Below are 16,652 nucleotides of genomic sequence, written 5' to 3'. Positions count from 1 at the left end.
GGACACCTTTTGTGATGATATTTGAGTGGGTAACCCAAATATGGCGCATCGCGACGCCGGTGACACAAGAGGTGTCCATCTCATCATCCCTGTAACGCTCAGCACATGACATCCCTGTCATGTGACGGTCAGCTGAGGCAATCTCTGCAGCCTCTTCTTGACGCCCGAGTTAGCTGTTGGCATCACCAACAGGCGATACCGAAACTTCAAGGAGGACAAAGGGATCTGCTCAGCCGACCATCTGCGCCAGGGATGGCGCGGCTGAGCCTCCATGGATGGATTCACGGCGAGTCGGCGGAGCTGGCCCTTTGTTCGACCGAGCGACTCTCCGCTTGTTACTTCTTCACTGGCCGGGGCCAATTGGAAATATGACGCTGGCGCACCCTCGTTATCACCAGTTCGTCTGCGGCCACATCCTTGGTGACGGTGCTGCCGGCCCCCAGGGTGGCGTTCTTGCCGATGCGCACCGGCGCCACCAGCTGGGTATCGGAGCCGACGAAGACGCCGTCTTCGATCACCGTCCGGAACTTGTTCACCCCGTCGTAGTTGCAGGTGATGGTGCCGGCGCCGATGTTCACTCCCGCACCGATATCAGCATCGCCCAGATAGCTGAGGTGACCGGCCTTGGAGCCCTTGCCCAGCCGGGCCTTTTTCATCTCCACAAAATTGCCCACATGGGCCTCCTCGGCCAACACGGCGCCGGGGCGCAGGCGGGCGAAGGGACCGGCGCTGCTGGCGCTACCCAGCTCGGCCTGCTCGATGATGGAATAAGGCTTCACCACGGCGTCGTCGCCGATCACACAGTCCTTGAGGATGGCGCCGGCACCTATGGTCACTCTGTTACCCAAGGTGACCTTGCCCTCGATGATGACGTTGACGTCTATGGTGACCTCTTCGCCTACGGTAAGGGTTCCGCGCAAATCGAAACGGGCCGGATCCAGCAGGGTCACGCCCTCGCGCATCAGCCGCTCGGCCTGCATCTTCTGGTAGGCTCGCTCCAGTCCGGCCAGCTGTACCCGGTCGTTGGCGCCTTCCACTTCGGCGGTGCTGGCCGGATGCACGGTGGCAATCTCGCAACCGTCCGCATGGGCCATGGCGAAGATGTCGGTCAGGTAGTATTCACCCTGAGCGTTGTTGTTGTTCAACGCGCCCAGCCAGCGCTTGAGCAGGCCGGCTTCGGCCACCAGCACACCGGTATTGACCTCGTTGATGGCCAGTTGCTCGGCATTGGCGTCTTTCTGCTCGACGATGCCGACCACCTTACCGTTTTCCCGTACGATACGGCCATAGCCGGTAGGGTTGTCGAGTTTGACCGTCAGCAAACCCACGCCGCCGGCCGGTTGTGCCGCCAGCAGCGCCTGCAGGGTCTGCGGCTGCAGCAGCGGGGTATCGCCATACAGCACCAGCACCCTATCGGTATCGGCTATTTCCGGCAGCGCCACCGCTACCGCATGACCGGTACCCAGCTGTTCGGCCTGATGCACCCAGCCGATGCCCGGCTCATCGATGCGCGCCTTGAGCTGGTCGGCGCCATGGCCATAGACCAGATGAATACCGTCCACTTCGCTGGCCCGGGCCGCCGCTATCACATGACTGACCATGGGACGGCCCGCCACCGGGTGCAATACCTTGGGTAAGGAAGAACGCATGCGGGTACCCTTGCCCGCCGCCAGAATCACTGCCTGAGTTGCCATTAGAGTTAATATCCCGTTGATGAAAAGTAAGCCTTAAGCGCCGAGTACCAAGCTCAACAAAATACGGCGCGGTCTTTAAGACTGGTGCTCGGCGCTATATGCATCCATTGTGATTTTTTCGCAAAAAAAAAGCGACCCTGAGGTCGCTTTTTACACCATATAACTGTTACCGCACGTTCTGCTTCAGTAGCTGCAGCACACGCAGTTTCGCCATGGCCCGGGCCAGATCGGCGGACGCTTCTGCATAATCCACATCGTGTGAGGAGTTCTGCAGTTTGGCTTCCGCCGCTCGTTTGGCTTCTTCGGCCTTGGCTTTATCCAGATCTTCGGCGCGAATCGCAGTGTCGGCCAAAACCATGACACTGCTGCCCTGCACTTCCAGCATACCGCCGGAAACATACAGAACTTCTTGCTGGCCGGCTTTGGTGACATATTGCACCAGGCCGGGACGGATAGACGTCAGCAAGGGGGCATGTCCGTAACGGATCCCCAATTCACCCTCAGAGCCGGAAACCGTCACCGCACTGACAGAGCCGGAGTACAAACGTTCTTCGGCACTGACGATGTCGAGATGAAAGCTAAAATCGGCCATCAGGTACTCCTTCGAGGCTTACAGTTTCTTGGCTTTCTCGACGGCTTCGTCGATAGAGCCAACCATGTAGAACGCCTGCTCGGGCAGCGAATCGTAATCACCGTCCAGAATGCCTTTGAAACCAATGATGGTATCTTTCAGGGACACATACTTACCGGGAGAACCGGTGAATACTTCGGCCACGAAGAAAGGCTGAGACAGGAAACGCTCGATTTTACGGGCACGGGATACAGTCAGCTTGTCGTCTTCAGACAGTTCGTCCATACCCAGGATGGCGATGATGTCTTTCAGCTCTTTATAGCGCTGCAGCACTGTCTGTACGCCACGGGCAACAGTATAGTGCTCTTCACCAACCACCTGCGGATCCAGCTGACGACTGGTGGAGTCCAGCGGATCAACGGCCGGGTAGATACCCAGGGCGGCGATCTGACGGCTCAGTACCACGGTCGCGTCCAGGTGGGCGAAGGTGGTCGCCGGAGACGGATCGGTCAAGTCATCCGCGGGCACGTAAACGGCCTGTACGGAGGTGATGGAACCGGTCTTGGTGGAGGTGATACGCTCCTGCAGAACACCCATCTCTTCGGCCAGCGTCGGCTGGTAACCTACCGCTGAAGGCATACGGCCCAGCAGTGCGGATACTTCGGTACCGGCCAGAGTGTAACGATAGATGTTATCCACGAAGAACAGTACGTCACGACCTTCGTCACGGAACTTCTCGGCCATGGTCAGACCGGTCAGTGCCACGCGCAGACGGTTACCTGGCGGCTCGTTCATCTGACCGTAGACCAGCGATACCTTGTCGATAACGTTGGAGTCGGTCATTTCGTGGTAGAAGTCGTTACCTTCACGGGTCCGCTCACCCACACCGGCAAATACGGAATAACCGCTGTGCTCGATGGCGATGTTACGGATCAGTTCCATCATGTTGACGGTTTTACCCACACCGGCACCACCGAACAGACCAACCTTACCACCCTTGGCGAACGGACAAACCAGATCGATAACCTTGATACCGGTTTCCAGCAGCTCGGAGCTGTTGGACTGTTCTTCGTAGCTGGGCGCTTCGCGGTGGATAGACCAGCGGTCTTCTTCACCGATAGGACCCTTCTCGTCGATAGGGTTGCCCAGTACGTCCATGATACGACCCAGAGTCTGAGTGCCTACCGGCACCTTGATCGGGTTGTTGGTACGTTCAATTTCCAGACCGCGGCGCAGACCGTCGGAGGAACCCATGACGATACAGCGCACAACGCCGCCGCCGATTTGCTGCTGAACTTCCAGAACCAGGCCCTGGCTCTGACCTTCAGTCGTGATCTTCAGCGCTTCATATACGTGAGGAACCGCATCTTGCGGAAATTCCACGTCTACTACGGCGCCGATGATTTGGACTATGATACCCTTACTCATGTCAAATCCTCTAAACCTTTGAATACCCTTGCCTTATACGGCACCGGCACCGGCAACAATCTCACTCAGCTCTTGGGTAATCGCAGCCTGACGGGCTTTGTTATACACCAATTGCAGATCTTCGATGAGATCGCCGGCGTTATCGGTAGCGGCTTTCATCGCCACCATACGTGCAGCCTGCTCACTGGCCAGGTTTTCTACTACACCCTGATACACCTGTGCTTCCACAAAGCGTACCATCAGCGTGTCCAACAACGATTTTGGATCAGGCTCGTAGATATAATCCCAGCTGTGGCTGGCCACGTTTTCTTCCGATGCAGGTAAGGGCAACAGTTGATCGACCGTGGGTTTCTGCACCATGGTGTTTTCAAACTTGTTGTACACCAGATACAGCTTGTCTATCTCACCCTTGTTGTATGCCTCCAGCATGACATTGACGGAGCCAATCAGCTCAGACAGCGACGGGTTGTCACCCAGCCCGCTGTTCTGTGCGACGACCTTGCCGCCATGGCGGTTGAAAAAGCTTACCGCCTTGCTGCCGATAAGACCCAGGTCAATGCCCACGCCTTTGTCGGACCATGCTTTCATTTCATTTATGGCTTGCTTGAACAGGTTGATGTTCAAACCGCCACAGAGGCCACGATCGGTCGAGATGATAATAAACCCAACGCGCTTAACCTCGCGGTCTGCCAGATAGGGGTGCTTGTATTCCAAGTTCCCCTGCGCGATGTGGCCGATCACCTTGCGTATGGTTTCAGCGTATGGGCGGCTGTGGTCCATGCGATCCTGCGCTCTGCGCATTTTCGAGGCGGCCACCATCTCCATAGCGCTGGTGATCTTCTGAGTGTTTTTGACACTCCCGATCTTGCTACGTATTTCTTTTGCGCCGGCCATGTCGCTTCTCCAATTCAGGTGGCAGCATACGCTGCCACATGGTTACCAGGACTGGGTAGCCTTGAAGCTATCCAGCAACGCAGTCAGCTTGGCAACAACGTCTTTGTTGAAGTCAGCTTTCTCGTTGATCTCCGCCATCAGGGCGGCATGTTCTGAATCGGCATAAGCGAGCAGGGCGGCTTCGAACGTAGTGATGAGCTTCAGCTCAACATCGTCCAGGTAGCCATTTTCGGCGGCGAACAGTACCAGACCCTGTTCGGCGACGGACATGGGACGGTATTGCTTCTGCTTCATCAGCTCGGTCACTTTCTGACCGTGACTCAGCTGCTTGCGAGTCGCCTCATCCAGATCGGAAGAGAACTGAGCAAAGGCCGCCAGTTCGCGATACTGAGCCAGGGCAGTACGAATACCACCGGACAGTTTCTTGATGATCTTGGTCTGCGCAGCACCACCCACCCGGGATACGGAGATACCCGGATCAACCGCCGGACGAATACCGGAGTTGAACAGCTCTGTGGTCAGGAAGATCTGACCATCGGTGATGGAGATCACGTTGGTCGGTACAAAGGCGGACACGTCACCCGCCTGGGTTTCGATGATCGGCAGGGCGGTCAAGGAACCGGTCTTGCCTTTCACTTCACCCTTGGTGAACTTCTCTACGTAGTCGACGGACACGCGAGAAGCGCGTTCCAGCAGACGGGAGTGCAGGTAGAAAACGTCACCGGGGTAGGCTTCACGACCCGGCGGACGACGCAGCAGCAGGGAGATCTGACGGTAGGCAACGGCCTGCTTGGACAGGTCATCGTATACGATCAGGGCATCTTCACCGCGGTCGCGGAAGAATTCACCCATGGCACAACCGGAGTAGGGTGCCAGGTACTGCAGGGCAGCAGACTCGGAAGCGGAAGCCACCACCACAATGGTGTTGGCCAGGGCGCCGTGCTCTTCCAGCTTGCGTACCACGTTAGAGATGGTGGACGCTTTCTGGCCGATGGCCACGTACACACACTTAACGCCGGAGTCTTTCTGGTTGATGATGGCATCGACGGCCAGGGCAGTTTTACCTACCTGACGGTCACCGATGATCAGCTCACGCTGACCACGACCCACGGGGATCATGGCATCAACGGCTTTATAACCGGTTTGCAGCGGCTGATCGACCGATTGACGATCGATAACGCCCGGTGCAATCACTTCTACCGGAGAGAAGGTATCGGCTTCAATGGCGCCTTTACCGTCAATGGGCTCACCCAGGGTGTTAACCACACGACCCAGCAGGTTGCGACCTACCGGTACTTCCAGAATACGGCCGGTGGACTGAACCTTCATGCCTTCGGCCAGATCCGCATAGGGACCCATAACCACGGCACCTACGGAGTCGCGCTCCAGGTTCAATGCCAGAGCGTAACGACCGCCCGGCAGTTCAATCATTTCACCTTGCATGATATCAGCAAGGCCGTGAACACGAATGATGCCATCGCTTACAGAGACGATGGTACCTTCGTTTCGTGCTTCACTGACAACGTTGAATTGCTCGATACGCTGTTTTATCAGCTCGGCAATTTCAGTTGAATTCAGTTGCATGCTCTATTCCCCAATCAAGATTGCAGCGTTTCAGCCAAGCGGGACAGCCTGCCCCGAACACTTCCGTCGATTACCAGGTCACCGGCTTTGATGATGATGCCGGCCATCAGGCTCTTGTCGACACTGCAATTCAGCTTCACTTTGCGCTCGAGGCGCTTTTCCAGTGAAGCCTGAATCTTGGCCATTTGTTGCTTGGTCAGTTTGGTAGCAGAAACCACATCGGCTTCCACTTCCCGGTCCAGCTCCGCCTTCATCGCGGCGAATTCCCGTACCACTGCCGGCAACACACTCAAGCGTCCGTTTGCGGCCATCGCCTTTATCAGGTTCTGGCCTTGCTCATCGAGCTGTTCGCCACAGACAGCCAAAAACACCCCGGCCATCTTTTCCGCGTTCAGATTGCCGTTGATAACCGCGTCCATCTGTTTGTTTTGCACCACTTCGGCGGCAAAACTCAGCATGGTTAACCAGTTATCAACCGCTTTTTTCTCAACGGCAAAATCGAAAGCTGCTTTGGCATAGGGGCGAGCAATGGTTTTCATTTCCATAGCTCTATGTCCCTTACAGTTCAGCTACTACTTTCTCAACAATGTCGCTGTTGGCAGCGGCATCAATCTGACGCTCGAGGATCTTCTCTGCACCCACCAGGGCAAGAGCAGCAACCTGCTTACGCAGTTCCTCTTTGACACGATTGCGTTCGGCTTCAACTTCCGCCTGGGCCTGTGCCAAAATTTTCTCACGTTCGGCCTGAGCTTCACGTGTAGCATCCTCGACGATCTGGGCCTTGCGCTTGTTAGCCAGCTCAACAATTTGAGCAGACTGCAGCTTGGCTTCTTTCAACTGTTCGGTTGCATTGTTTTGCGCCAGAGCCAGGTCTTTCTTGGCCCGTTCCGCCGAGGACAGGCCTTCGGCGATTTCTTTCTGGCGATTTTCAATGGCTGCCATCAGCGGCGGCCATACAAACTTCATACAAAACCAAACAAACAGGATAAACGCGATCGTTTGACCGAGGATTGTTGCGTTCATGTTCATCGCAACTCTCCTTTAAAATGGTTAGCAGACTGATTGATAAACCGTGGCATTAAGCAGCAACGGCGAAAATCAGATACAGAGCCATACCAACGGTGATCATGGGGATGGCGTCAACCAGACCAACCACGATAAAGAAGTTAGTACGCAAAGCTGGCAGCATGTCAGGCTGGCGAGCCGCACTTTCCATGAACTTGCCACCCAGCATAGAAATACCGATAGAGGCAGCGATAGCAGCAAAGCCCAGCATGACGGCGGCAGCGATGTAGATCATTTCCATTTTTATTCTCCAATTGTTAGCGGTTAGAACGACTGCTTGTTAAAATATTGTTATCTTTTTTTTATTAATGCTCTTCAGATGCCATCGACAAGTAAACGACGGACAAAATCATGAAGATGAAAGCCTGCAGGGTGATAATCAGGATATGGAAAATCGCCCAAGGCACATTAAGGGCCCATTGAGACCACCACGGCAGCAGACCGGCAATCAAGATGAAAATCATCTCACCGGCATACATGTTACCGAACAGTCGCAAACCCAGAGAGATAGGCTTCGCGACCAGTGATACGGTCTCAAGCACCAAGTTAACAGGGATCATGGACCAATGGTTCAACGGTTGCATGCTCAGCTCTTTAACGAAGCCGGACACGCCTTTCATCTTGATGCTGTAAACAATAATCAAGATAAACACGGAGAACGCCATGGACATGGTGATGTTAACATCGGCGGAAGGAACAACCCTCAGGTAAGGAACACCGAGCAATTGTGCGCCATAAGGCAGGTAGTCGACCGGGATAAGGTCCATCAAGTTCATCAGGAAGACCCAGACAAAAATGGTCAGCGCCAGAGGCGCAATTAACCGACTTTTACCATGGAAGACGTCTTTAACGGCGGTATCTACAAAGCCTACTAACAGCTCAACTGCACATTGCAACTTGCCTGGCACACCACTGGTTGCACGAGTGGCAACCTTGTGGAACAGCCACAAGAACAGCATTCCCAGGACAACGGAAACAAGCAAAGAATCGATATTTAACGCCCAAAATCCCGAACCAATCTGTAAATGAGTCAGATGGTGAGAAATATAACCCTGGGAAGTTAAGACATCTCCTGTTGCAGCCATGTGTTTTCCTAGTAACGGTTGTTGAGAGTGAACGAAAGAATCCACTGCATCAGCAATGCAAGGGCGTAAGCCGTATAAAGAGGGGCATGAAGCACCTCCATGTACTTGAGTACTATCACGAACAACAGGATAGTACTGCCAAACTTAATCCCCGCCCCGCTGTAAAAGTCCGCCACAACACTGCGCGGCGTGTGGTTCCCGGCGCTGAACGCCAGAACCCGAACACTGAACAGACATTGGGGAACCCAGTAGATTCCGCCCCCTATGAGGGCGGAACGTGCGGCTGCCTCTCCCTGCAGATGAAAAAACAGGGTGGCGACAGCCACCACCAGGAGCAATTGGCCAGACAAAATCACCAGCGCCATTTGCTTGTCGCTCAGATGCCGCTTCATTTGCTTCACAACCACTCCTGATACAGTTAGGGGCTTGCTGGCCGCACAGATGTGTTGTCAGATAAGCCCCAAAAAAGCAGGTCAAATTATACCCGTGCCCGGCGTAAATGCAATTGCGGTAAAACCTTATTTTTAACGGCTTACTTCGGTTTTTCCGACCATTTACAACGAGTTAAATTGATCGAACGTTTACCACGCCTCAGATTTCGGGGTTGTCGTTAATTCCGAAAAAATGACTTATTTTATCCAGTTCATTCAAAGAGTTATAAGAGATTACCAGTTTCCCTTTTTCCTTGTGGGTAGACCTGATTTCTACTTTTGATCCCAGTTTTTCACCGATTGCCTGTTCAAGCCGGTTCATCAGCAAGGATCCGGGCTGTGCGATTTTCTCTTTTTTCGGTGTCAGGCCCTGCTTGACCAGTTTTTCGGTTTCGCGCACCGTCAGTGCTTTTTGAGCCACCAGTCGGGCCAGTTCCGTCTGTTGTTCACCGGTGATCGCCAGCAGTGCCCGGGCATGCCCCATCTCCAGCGAGCCATGTTCCACCAGCTGTTTCACTTCGTCGTTGAGCTGAGCAAGACGCAGCAGGTTGGAGACGGTACTGCGACTCTTGCCCACCGCCTCGGCCACCGACAGATGGGTAAAACCGAATTCGTCGATCAAGCGGGACAGGGCTCGAGACTCTTCAATCACGTTCAGATCTTCGCGCTGAATATTCTCGATAAGACCGATGACCATGGCTTCTTGATCGGCCACCTCCTTGATCAGGCAGGGGATCTGGCTCAGGCCCGCCAGCCGGGCCGCCCGCCAACGTCGTTCGCCGGCCAGGATCTCGTAACCACCGGACTCAAGTGGCCGCACCACTATCGGCTGAATGATGCCTTGTTGGCGAATGGAAGTGGCCAGCTCTTCCAGCGCTACCTGGGACATGTCCCGGCGCGGCTGGTATTTTCCCGGCTGCAGATCGTTCAGCGACAGGGTTTGCAGCTCACCATTGACTCCAGGCTGAGAATGGGTATCGGCCTGATGCTGACGCAGGTTGGCGGCCGAACTGGTGCTGAGCAGGGCATCCAGGCCCTTGCCCAGGCCACGTCGTTTGATGGTCATGCTGTTTGTTCCGAAGGTTCATTAGAATCCATTGCCAGTTCTTCCCGGCGCAGAATTTCACCGGCCAGGGCCAGATAGGCCTTGGCACCCAATGAGGATTTGTCGTAATACATGGCCGGGGTACCGAAGCTGGGCGCCTCGGCCAGACGGACATTACGGGGAATGACGGTACGATAAACCTTATCGCCGAAATGGCTTTTAAGCTGATCGGACACCTCATTGGACAGCCGGTTACGATGGTCGAACATGGTGCGCAATATGCCTTCGATCCTGAGTGCCGGATTCACCACCGACGCCAGCTTGCTGATGGTATCCACCAGCGCCGTCAATCCTTCCAGCGCGAAATATTCGCACTGCATCGGCACCAGTACCGAGTCCGCCGCCGACATGGCGTTTACCGTCAGCAGGTTGAGGGAAGGGGGACAGTCGATAAAAATATAATCGTAATGATCGCGTACCGGTGCCAGGGCATTGCGCAGTCGCACCTCGCGGGCAAACACCTCCATCAGCCGGATTTCGGCGGCGGTGACATCGCCGTTACCGGCGATAAGTTCATAGCCACCACTGGTTTCACGCTCGACGACCTGCTCGACCGGCACCTCGTCCACCAGCAAGTCGTAGGCGGTGTTGGCAACCTGATATTTATCGATGCCGCTGGCCATGGTGGCATTGCCCTGGGGATCCAGGTCTATCACCAGCACCTTGCGTTTGGTCGCGGCCATGGACGCCGCCAAATTGACACAGGTTGTGGTTTTGCCCACGCCCCCTTTCTGGTTGGCAATGGCGATGACTTTTCCCACCGAATACCTCTACTGACTGGCTAGCTGGCTAATTTGATGACCACCAGGTGGCGGTCTCCTTCCTGCTCGGGCACGGTTAACGGATAAACCCGGTCCAGTGCGAGGTGAGCAGGCAATGATTGTAACTCCTGCTCAGGATATTGCCCCTTTAGCGCCAGAAAACGGCCTTCGAGGGTCGGCAGGTGAAGGCACCAGCTTACCATGTCATCCAGTGAAGCAAAGGCCCGACTCAGCACGCCATCAAACTTTTGCTCCGGGTTGAAATCTTCCACCCGGCTCTGCACCGCCTCGACATTGGTCAGCCCCAGTTGATGGACCACCATGCGAATAAAACGGATGCGCTTGCCCAGGCTGTCGAGTAGCACGAACTGCTTGTCGGGATTGATGATGGCCAGCGGCAGCCCCGGCAGGCCGGGACCCGTGCCCACATCGATAAAACGCCGGCCTTCAAGGTGAGGGCTCACTACCAGGCTGTCCACGATATGGCGGCCCATCATGGTGACAGGGTCCCGCACAGAGGTCAGGTTGAAGGCCTTGTTCCACTTGTCGAGCAAGGTGACCAGTGTTACCAGCTTGTCGGCCTGCTCCGGGGTCACCGACAGTTCGGTCTGGCCCAGCAAGCGCGCCAGTGTTTCCTGCAATTGGCTGTGTAATTGGCCGTGTAATTGATTGTGCATCTTGTTGTTGCTCATCATGGTCCTTACGCCGACTTGCGCAGCAGGCCGCGCTTCTTGAGATGAACCAGTAATATCGAGATCGCCGCCGGCGTCACACCGGAAATGCGTGATGCCATCCCCAGGGTTTCGGGTCTGGCCTGGTTAAGCTTGGCAATGACCTCATGAGACAGGCCCGGTACCTCGCCATAATCCAGATCCAGCGGCAGAAGGGTGTGCTCGTTGCGCAGATGTTTCTGGATTTCCTCTTTCTGCCGCTCGATGTAACCGGCGTACTTGATCTGGATCTCCACCTGCTCTGCAGCCTGTTCGTGATCGATACCGGGACCTATGCCGTCCACCGCCATCAGGCTGGTGTAATTCAGCTCGGGTCGACGCAGCAGTTCTTCCAGGTTGTGTTCACGGCTGAGCGGCGTTTTCAGCAATTCATTCAGCGCCGGTGCGGCGGCATGAGCGGGGCTGATCCAGTTTGTCCGCAGACGCTGACCTTCCTGACTGATGCGTTCCATCTTGTCACAGAACATGGCCCAGCGATGATCGTCCACCAGACCCAGGTTGCGGCCTTCTTCGGTCAGGCGCAGATCCGCGTTGTCTTCCCGCAGCAGCAGGCGATATTCGGCCCGGCTGGTAAACATGCGATAGGGCTCCTGGGTACCCAGGGTGGACAAGTCGTCCATCATGACGCCCAGGTAGGCCTGATCCCGGCGCGGTGACCAGGCTTCCTTGCCGAAGGCACGCAGGGCGGCATTCAGACCGGCCAGCAACCCCTGGGCACCGGCTTCTTCGTAACCGGTGGTGCCGTTGATCTGGCCGGCGAAGAACAGATTGTGCAGACACTTGTTTTCCATGTTGATCTTCAGATCGCGAGGATCGAAATAATCGTACTCGATCGCATAGCCGGGTCGCATGATGTGCGCCTGCTCGAAACCCTTGATCGAACGAACGATCGCCAGCTGCACGTCGAAAGGCAGACTGGTGGATATCCCGTTGGGATACAGCTCCGTGCTGGTCAGACCTTCCGGCTCGACGAAGATCTGATGGGACTCCTTGTCGGCAAAGCGGGTGATCTTGTCTTCGATCGAAGGGCAGTAGCGTGGGCCGATCCCTTCGATCACGCCGGCGTACATGGGGCTGCGATCCAGATTTTTGCGGATCACCTCATGGGTTTTTTCGTTGGTATGAGTGATGTAACAGGGGATTTGCCGCGGGTGATCCTGACGGCTGCCGATAAACGAAAAAACCGGGGTCGGATTATCACCTGGCTGAACCTGCATGACCGAAAAATCCACGCTATTGGCATCGATTCTGGGGGGCGTACCGGTTTTCAGTCGATCGATGCGCAGCGGCAGTTCACGCAGACGGCTTGCCAGGGCGATGGAAGGTGGATCACCGGCGCGTCCGCCCTTGTAGCTATCCATGCCGATATGGATCAGGCCGTTAAGGAAGGTGCCGACCGTCAGCACCACGGTTTTGGCGCGGAATTTAAGACCGGTTTGAGTGATGACACCGACGACGGTATCGCCTTCCAGCAGCAGATCATCACAGGCCTGCTGAAAGATCCTCAGGTTCGGCTGGTTTTCCAGTCGGGTTCTGACGGCTTGTCGATACAGCTGACGATCCGCCTGAGCCCGGGTCGCTCTAACGGCGGGGCCCTTGGAGGCGTTGAGGGTTCGAAACTGGATCCCGGCGTGATCGGCTGCAATGCCCATGATACCGCCGAGGGCATCGATCTCCTTGACCAGGTGGCCCTTGCCGATGCCACCGATCGCCGGATTGCACGACATTTGTCCCAGAGTATCCACGTTATGGGTCAATAACAGGGTGTTTGCCCCCATACGAGCGGCGGCCGCAGCGGCTTCTGTGCCGGCATGACCGCCACCCACAACAATGACGTCAAACGATTCTTCATATTGCATAACAAATACTCTTGAGACAGGCAGGTGTAAGGATCCCGAAGGCCGGGCATTTTAGCTGTTTTAGCGAGTGGATGGAAACCGGATCAAGAGGATCTCGCGATCGTTAATAGATCTTAGATCTCTAGAGAGATCTTCTGTTAGATCTATTATTAGGGCCGGCCGGATCTGTGAATAACCGTTTTTTGATCTTTAAGATCATGCGGTTAGTAACGATCGATTGATGTGTACAACCCAGCGGGAGCCCTCCCTGGACCCGTGGGTAACTCGCCTAGTTATCAACAGGTGCTGGTTTGTTTTTATTTAATTAAGAGGATAACTATAGGTTTAACACCGGATTCAACCATGGTTATGCACAATGATGATATTTTTGAGTGCCTGGAGAGAGGAGGATCTCACGGCGGTATCTGTTGATAACTTGGTGGAAAGAATTTTATCGGGTTGCGGATCCTGTGGTGACTCGATCCGCAACACCCGGGTCAAAATGAGGATCTAGTGGTGCGATAACCAGTGATCCAGCCACTTTTTGGCGATCGCCTCCGGCGGATCCGGCAGGCTGACATCTATCTCCAGTCGATCCCCGATCCGCTGTGCGCCTCGATCTGCAAGCTGTCGATCCAGTATTTGTACGGCATGGCAGAAGGTATCGTAAGCCGAATCACCCAGGCCGACGGCCAGGTACGGCAGTCCGGTTAAATCCGGCCCTTGCTCGTTCAATTGCAGAAAGAAGGGCTGAATATTGTCGGGCAGGTCACCGGCGCCATGGGTAGAGCAGACCAGCAGCAGATAATGATCGGGCCTGATCAAGATGTGATCAAGCTGGGGAGAAGTGTGAATAACCGTTTGATGACCGTGGTTTTGCAGGATCCCGGCCAGTTCATCGGCCAGATCCTCCGCATTGCCGAGGGTGGAGCCCACCAGCAGGGTGAAGTGACTCATACAGTTCCTTGATAAAGACAATGGCGTCGATTTTAGCATTTATTGTCTATCCCCCTATGGATCTCAAATGAAATTCCTGTCCGTCAAAGCTCAGAATGACTCCCCTGGGCGTGATGCTTTGCAGCCGCAAGGCCCCGAGCTGCTGGCCTTCGCGCAGCATCTGGCCGTTGATGCTGGCCATCCGACTGCCGGCGGTTTTCGAGTAGATGTGCACCGATAGCGTCAGCGCCGGCAGCTTCGCCCGAATGCTGGCCGGCAGCTCGCGCAGATCCGGCACGCCGGGATCGAACGCCGGTTCGGGAACGGACACAGGGTCGAGATCCGCGACCGGATCGGGCCCGGTAATGACGATGGTGGGCGCCGCAGTCGTGCCGGCTGGCGCTGTTTCGCTGGACGGCGGAGAAGGATTCATGGTCAGGGCGGGCGGCTCGTCAAGCAGGATGCGTACCGGTGCGGAGCCAGTCACAATCGGCGTTCTGGTCGTGGTGGGGGCAGGCTCCGCTGCTGTCCCATCCTCCTCATCCTCGGTAAACGCCGAGCCGGGATAGGGCTTCGGTAAGGTGATGACCTGCGACGGCGATTGCAGCCATGCCGAGCCGATTTTACCCAGGCCATATCCCAGCATCAGCGCCAGCAGTACTGTGGCCAGCAGCCACCATAATCGACGTCTATCGCGGGGAGCCGGCGGTAGCGCTGCGGTGCTGGCCGGTATGCCTCTTTCCGCCGCCGGAGTCTGCCGACCTCGCTGGCGTTCCGACTGTTTGAGCGCATCAAGGATGTATGACACTGGTTATCTCCTGTTGACCGGTGAGCCTGGGCAGGCTGTTCAGCTGAATGGCACTGAGATAAATGCTGGTCTGTGGCCCGAAAATGCCATCGGCGGTCAGCCCCCTGCTGCGTTGAAATGCCCTGACATCATCGACGAGTATTTCGTCGAAATGCCGGTTCTGTCGGCGCGGGGCACGACCTTGCCAGTGCGCCATCTGCTGCTCCAGCCAGGCGACGGTCTCTCCTCTGCTACCGGGACTAAGTGGCGCGCGATAATGCGGCGGTAGCTGCCACAGCAGTACGTAGCGGCCGGGCCAGTTGGCGGCCAGCTCCGTCAGGGGAATCTGCCTGAGCTGGCCGCCCACCAGCAGCTCTGTTCGCTCGCCGTCGATACGCGTCAGGGTGGCATAAACGGCCCCCTTGTCGGGATGATCCAGCCGGAAGATAACCGGATGATTCTGCCGTTGAACGGTGGCGAAATCGCCATCCTGAAAGGCGCATTCCAGTCGGTGCCGGCGGGCAAAGGGGCAGACCACGGGATTTTCCCTTGGGTCGTAATCGAGCCCCCACAGCGAGAAAAGGTGTTGATAAGCCATGACCTGACTCAGATCTGTGGTCAGGGCGGCGGGCCATTGCCAGAGATCAAGCCGGGTAACGACATCATTTGGTGTCGGTGCCGATGCCCTTTTATTCGCCGGAGCCAGCTCCGGAGTCTGGATGCCGGTGATGCCTTGCTCCAGCCAGCCACCGATAACCGCCAGGGCGAGCAGGCCGATGGCCGTGGCGAGCCAGCTGCCTCGGCGGTTAGGTGTCGTTCCGAGTACTTCAACGGCGGCGCGGTTCAGGGTGGCCAGATCGACCTGGGGCAGCCGTTGTACATAGGCCCCCAGCAAGGCCCGGTCGCAGATCACGTTGATAAGCCGGGGCACGCCGCCGGTCAGGCGATACAGCCGGCGCAGGCTGTTGGCCCGGAATAGCGCCGCTTCTATCCCCGCCACCGACAGCCGGTGGGCAATATAGGCCTTCATTTCCGCGAAGGACAGGGGAACCAGATGGTAGCGTGCGGTGATCCGTTGCGACAGTTGGCGCAGTTCGGGTTGTTTTAGCTTGTCCGCCAGTTCCGGCTGCCCCAGCAGAATAATCTGCAACAACTTGTGGGTGTCGGTTTCCAGGTTGGTCAGCAGCCGGATCTGCTCCAGCAGATCAATGGAGAGGCTCTGGGCCTCGTCGATGATCAACACCGTCTGACGACCATAGGCATGGACATCAAGCAGATGATGATGAATGGCATCGGTCAGCTGACTGGCATTGGCTGATGCCGCCACCTTGATTTTCAGCTCCTGCGCGATGGCGGCCAGCAGTTCCCTGACCGAGCGACCGGGATTGATAATAAAGGCCAGATCGGTCTGCTCCGGTATTTGTTCCAGCAGACAGCGACACACTGTGGTTTTGCCGGTGCCCACCTCTCCGGTCAGCAGCACGAAGCCGCCGTGACAGACGAGTCCGTACTGCAAGTGGGCCAGCGCCTCTCTGTGTTGCTGGCTAAGGTAGAGATAACGCGGATCGGGCGCAATGGAAAAAGGCAGATCGCTGAGGCCGAAATAGGTGCCGTACATGATGGCCGTCCCTGGGTGCACATGGGTATAAACATTGGTATAAAACATAGGTATAAAACATGGATATAAATATAGAAGCCCTTATTCGCCTTCGGCCAGCCGAGGATAATGAACTACCCTGGGC

At 56.1% G+C, this 16,652-nt stretch carries 17 protein-coding genes; all 17 read right to left on the bottom strand.

Annotated features, from left to right (window positions below; all coding sequences use genetic code 11):
* Positions 1-335: 335 nt before the first annotated feature.
* Entirely contained in the window at positions 336-1,694 is a 1,359-nt protein-coding gene (gene glmU / locus HNR62_RS09665; protein WP_204795875.1) for a bifunctional UDP-N-acetylglucosamine diphosphorylase/glucosamine-1-phosphate N-acetyltransferase GlmU, read from the bottom strand.
* Between the two features lie 166 nt (positions 1,695-1,860).
* Positions 1,861-2,286: a F0F1 ATP synthase subunit epsilon gene (locus HNR62_RS09660; RefSeq protein WP_204795874.1), complete on the bottom strand. Its 426-nt coding sequence runs from the start codon at positions 2,284-2,286 to the stop codon at positions 1,861-1,863.
* An 18-nt stretch (positions 2,287-2,304) separates the two neighbouring features.
* The gene (gene atpD, locus HNR62_RS09655; protein WP_204795873.1) at positions 2,305-3,693 is read right to left on the bottom strand and encodes a F0F1 ATP synthase subunit beta; all 1,389 of its coding nucleotides are present in this window, start codon (positions 3,691-3,693) and stop codon (positions 2,305-2,307) included.
* A 33-nt stretch (positions 3,694-3,726) separates the two neighbouring features.
* Positions 3,727-4,587: a F0F1 ATP synthase subunit gamma gene (gene atpG / locus HNR62_RS09650; RefSeq protein WP_204795872.1), complete on the bottom strand. Its 861-nt coding sequence runs from the start codon at positions 4,585-4,587 to the stop codon at positions 3,727-3,729.
* A 42-nt stretch (positions 4,588-4,629) separates the two neighbouring features.
* Positions 4,630-6,171 (bottom strand): F0F1 ATP synthase subunit alpha, encoded by a 1,542-nt coding sequence (atpA, locus tag HNR62_RS09645; RefSeq protein WP_204795871.1) that lies wholly within the window; start codon positions 6,169-6,171, stop codon positions 4,630-4,632.
* Positions 6,172-6,185: 14 nt separating this feature from the next.
* Entirely contained in the window at positions 6,186-6,716 is a 531-nt protein-coding gene (atpH, locus tag HNR62_RS09640; RefSeq protein WP_204795870.1) for a F0F1 ATP synthase subunit delta, read from the bottom strand.
* Positions 6,717-6,729: 13 nt separating this feature from the next.
* The gene (gene atpF, locus HNR62_RS09635) at positions 6,730-7,200 is read right to left on the bottom strand and encodes a F0F1 ATP synthase subunit B (protein ID WP_104485549.1); all 471 of its coding nucleotides are present in this window, start codon (positions 7,198-7,200) and stop codon (positions 6,730-6,732) included.
* A 49-nt stretch (positions 7,201-7,249) separates the two neighbouring features.
* A complete protein-coding gene (atpE, locus tag HNR62_RS09630) occupies positions 7,250-7,477 on the bottom strand; it encodes a F0F1 ATP synthase subunit C (RefSeq protein ID WP_087035980.1) in 228 nt (75 codons plus the stop codon).
* Positions 7,478-7,541: 64 nt separating this feature from the next.
* Complete coding sequence (gene atpB / locus HNR62_RS09625) at positions 7,542-8,321, bottom strand: F0F1 ATP synthase subunit A (protein ID WP_204795869.1); 780 nt, start codon at positions 8,319-8,321, stop codon at positions 7,542-7,544.
* Between the two features lie 8 nt (positions 8,322-8,329).
* Complete coding sequence (locus HNR62_RS09620) at positions 8,330-8,713, bottom strand: ATP synthase subunit I (protein WP_239552718.1); 384 nt, start codon at positions 8,711-8,713, stop codon at positions 8,330-8,332.
* Between the two features lie 199 nt (positions 8,714-8,912).
* Positions 8,913-9,818, bottom strand: a complete 906-nt coding sequence (locus HNR62_RS09615; RefSeq protein WP_204795867.1) for a ParB/RepB/Spo0J family partition protein — start codon at positions 9,816-9,818, stop codon at positions 8,913-8,915.
* A complete protein-coding gene (locus HNR62_RS09610; RefSeq protein WP_204795866.1) occupies positions 9,815-10,618 on the bottom strand; it encodes an AAA family ATPase in 804 nt (267 codons plus the stop codon). Before HNR62_RS09610 ends, HNR62_RS09615 begins: the two co-directional genes overlap by 4 nt.
* 20 nt (positions 10,619-10,638) lie before the next feature.
* Positions 10,639-11,259 (bottom strand): 16S rRNA (guanine(527)-N(7))-methyltransferase RsmG, encoded by a 621-nt coding sequence (gene rsmG, locus HNR62_RS09605; RefSeq protein ID WP_420827153.1) that lies wholly within the window; start codon positions 11,257-11,259, stop codon positions 10,639-10,641.
* Between the two features lie 59 nt (positions 11,260-11,318).
* Positions 11,319-13,208 (bottom strand): tRNA uridine-5-carboxymethylaminomethyl(34) synthesis enzyme MnmG, encoded by a 1,890-nt coding sequence (gene mnmG / locus HNR62_RS09600; protein WP_204795864.1) that lies wholly within the window; start codon positions 13,206-13,208, stop codon positions 11,319-11,321.
* Between the two features lie 489 nt (positions 13,209-13,697).
* Positions 13,698-14,144, bottom strand: a complete 447-nt coding sequence (mioC, locus tag HNR62_RS09595) for an FMN-binding protein MioC (RefSeq protein WP_204795863.1) — start codon at positions 14,142-14,144, stop codon at positions 13,698-13,700.
* Between the two features lie 46 nt (positions 14,145-14,190).
* Positions 14,191-14,931: a general secretion pathway protein GspB gene (locus HNR62_RS16395; RefSeq protein ID WP_204795862.1), complete on the bottom strand. Its 741-nt coding sequence runs from the start codon at positions 14,929-14,931 to the stop codon at positions 14,191-14,193.
* Positions 14,915-16,528, bottom strand: coding sequence for an ExeA family protein (locus HNR62_RS09585; protein ID WP_204795861.1), 1,614 nt, complete (start codon positions 16,526-16,528; stop codon positions 14,915-14,917). Before HNR62_RS09585 ends, HNR62_RS16395 begins: the two co-directional genes overlap by 17 nt.
* Between the last annotated feature and the right edge of the window lie 124 nt (positions 16,529-16,652).

Source organism: Oceanisphaera litoralis, assembly GCF_016907015.1.
GTDB lineage: Bacteria > Pseudomonadota > Gammaproteobacteria > Enterobacterales > Aeromonadaceae > Oceanimonas > Oceanimonas litoralis.
This window is presented reverse-complemented; position numbering and strand designations above follow the sequence as displayed.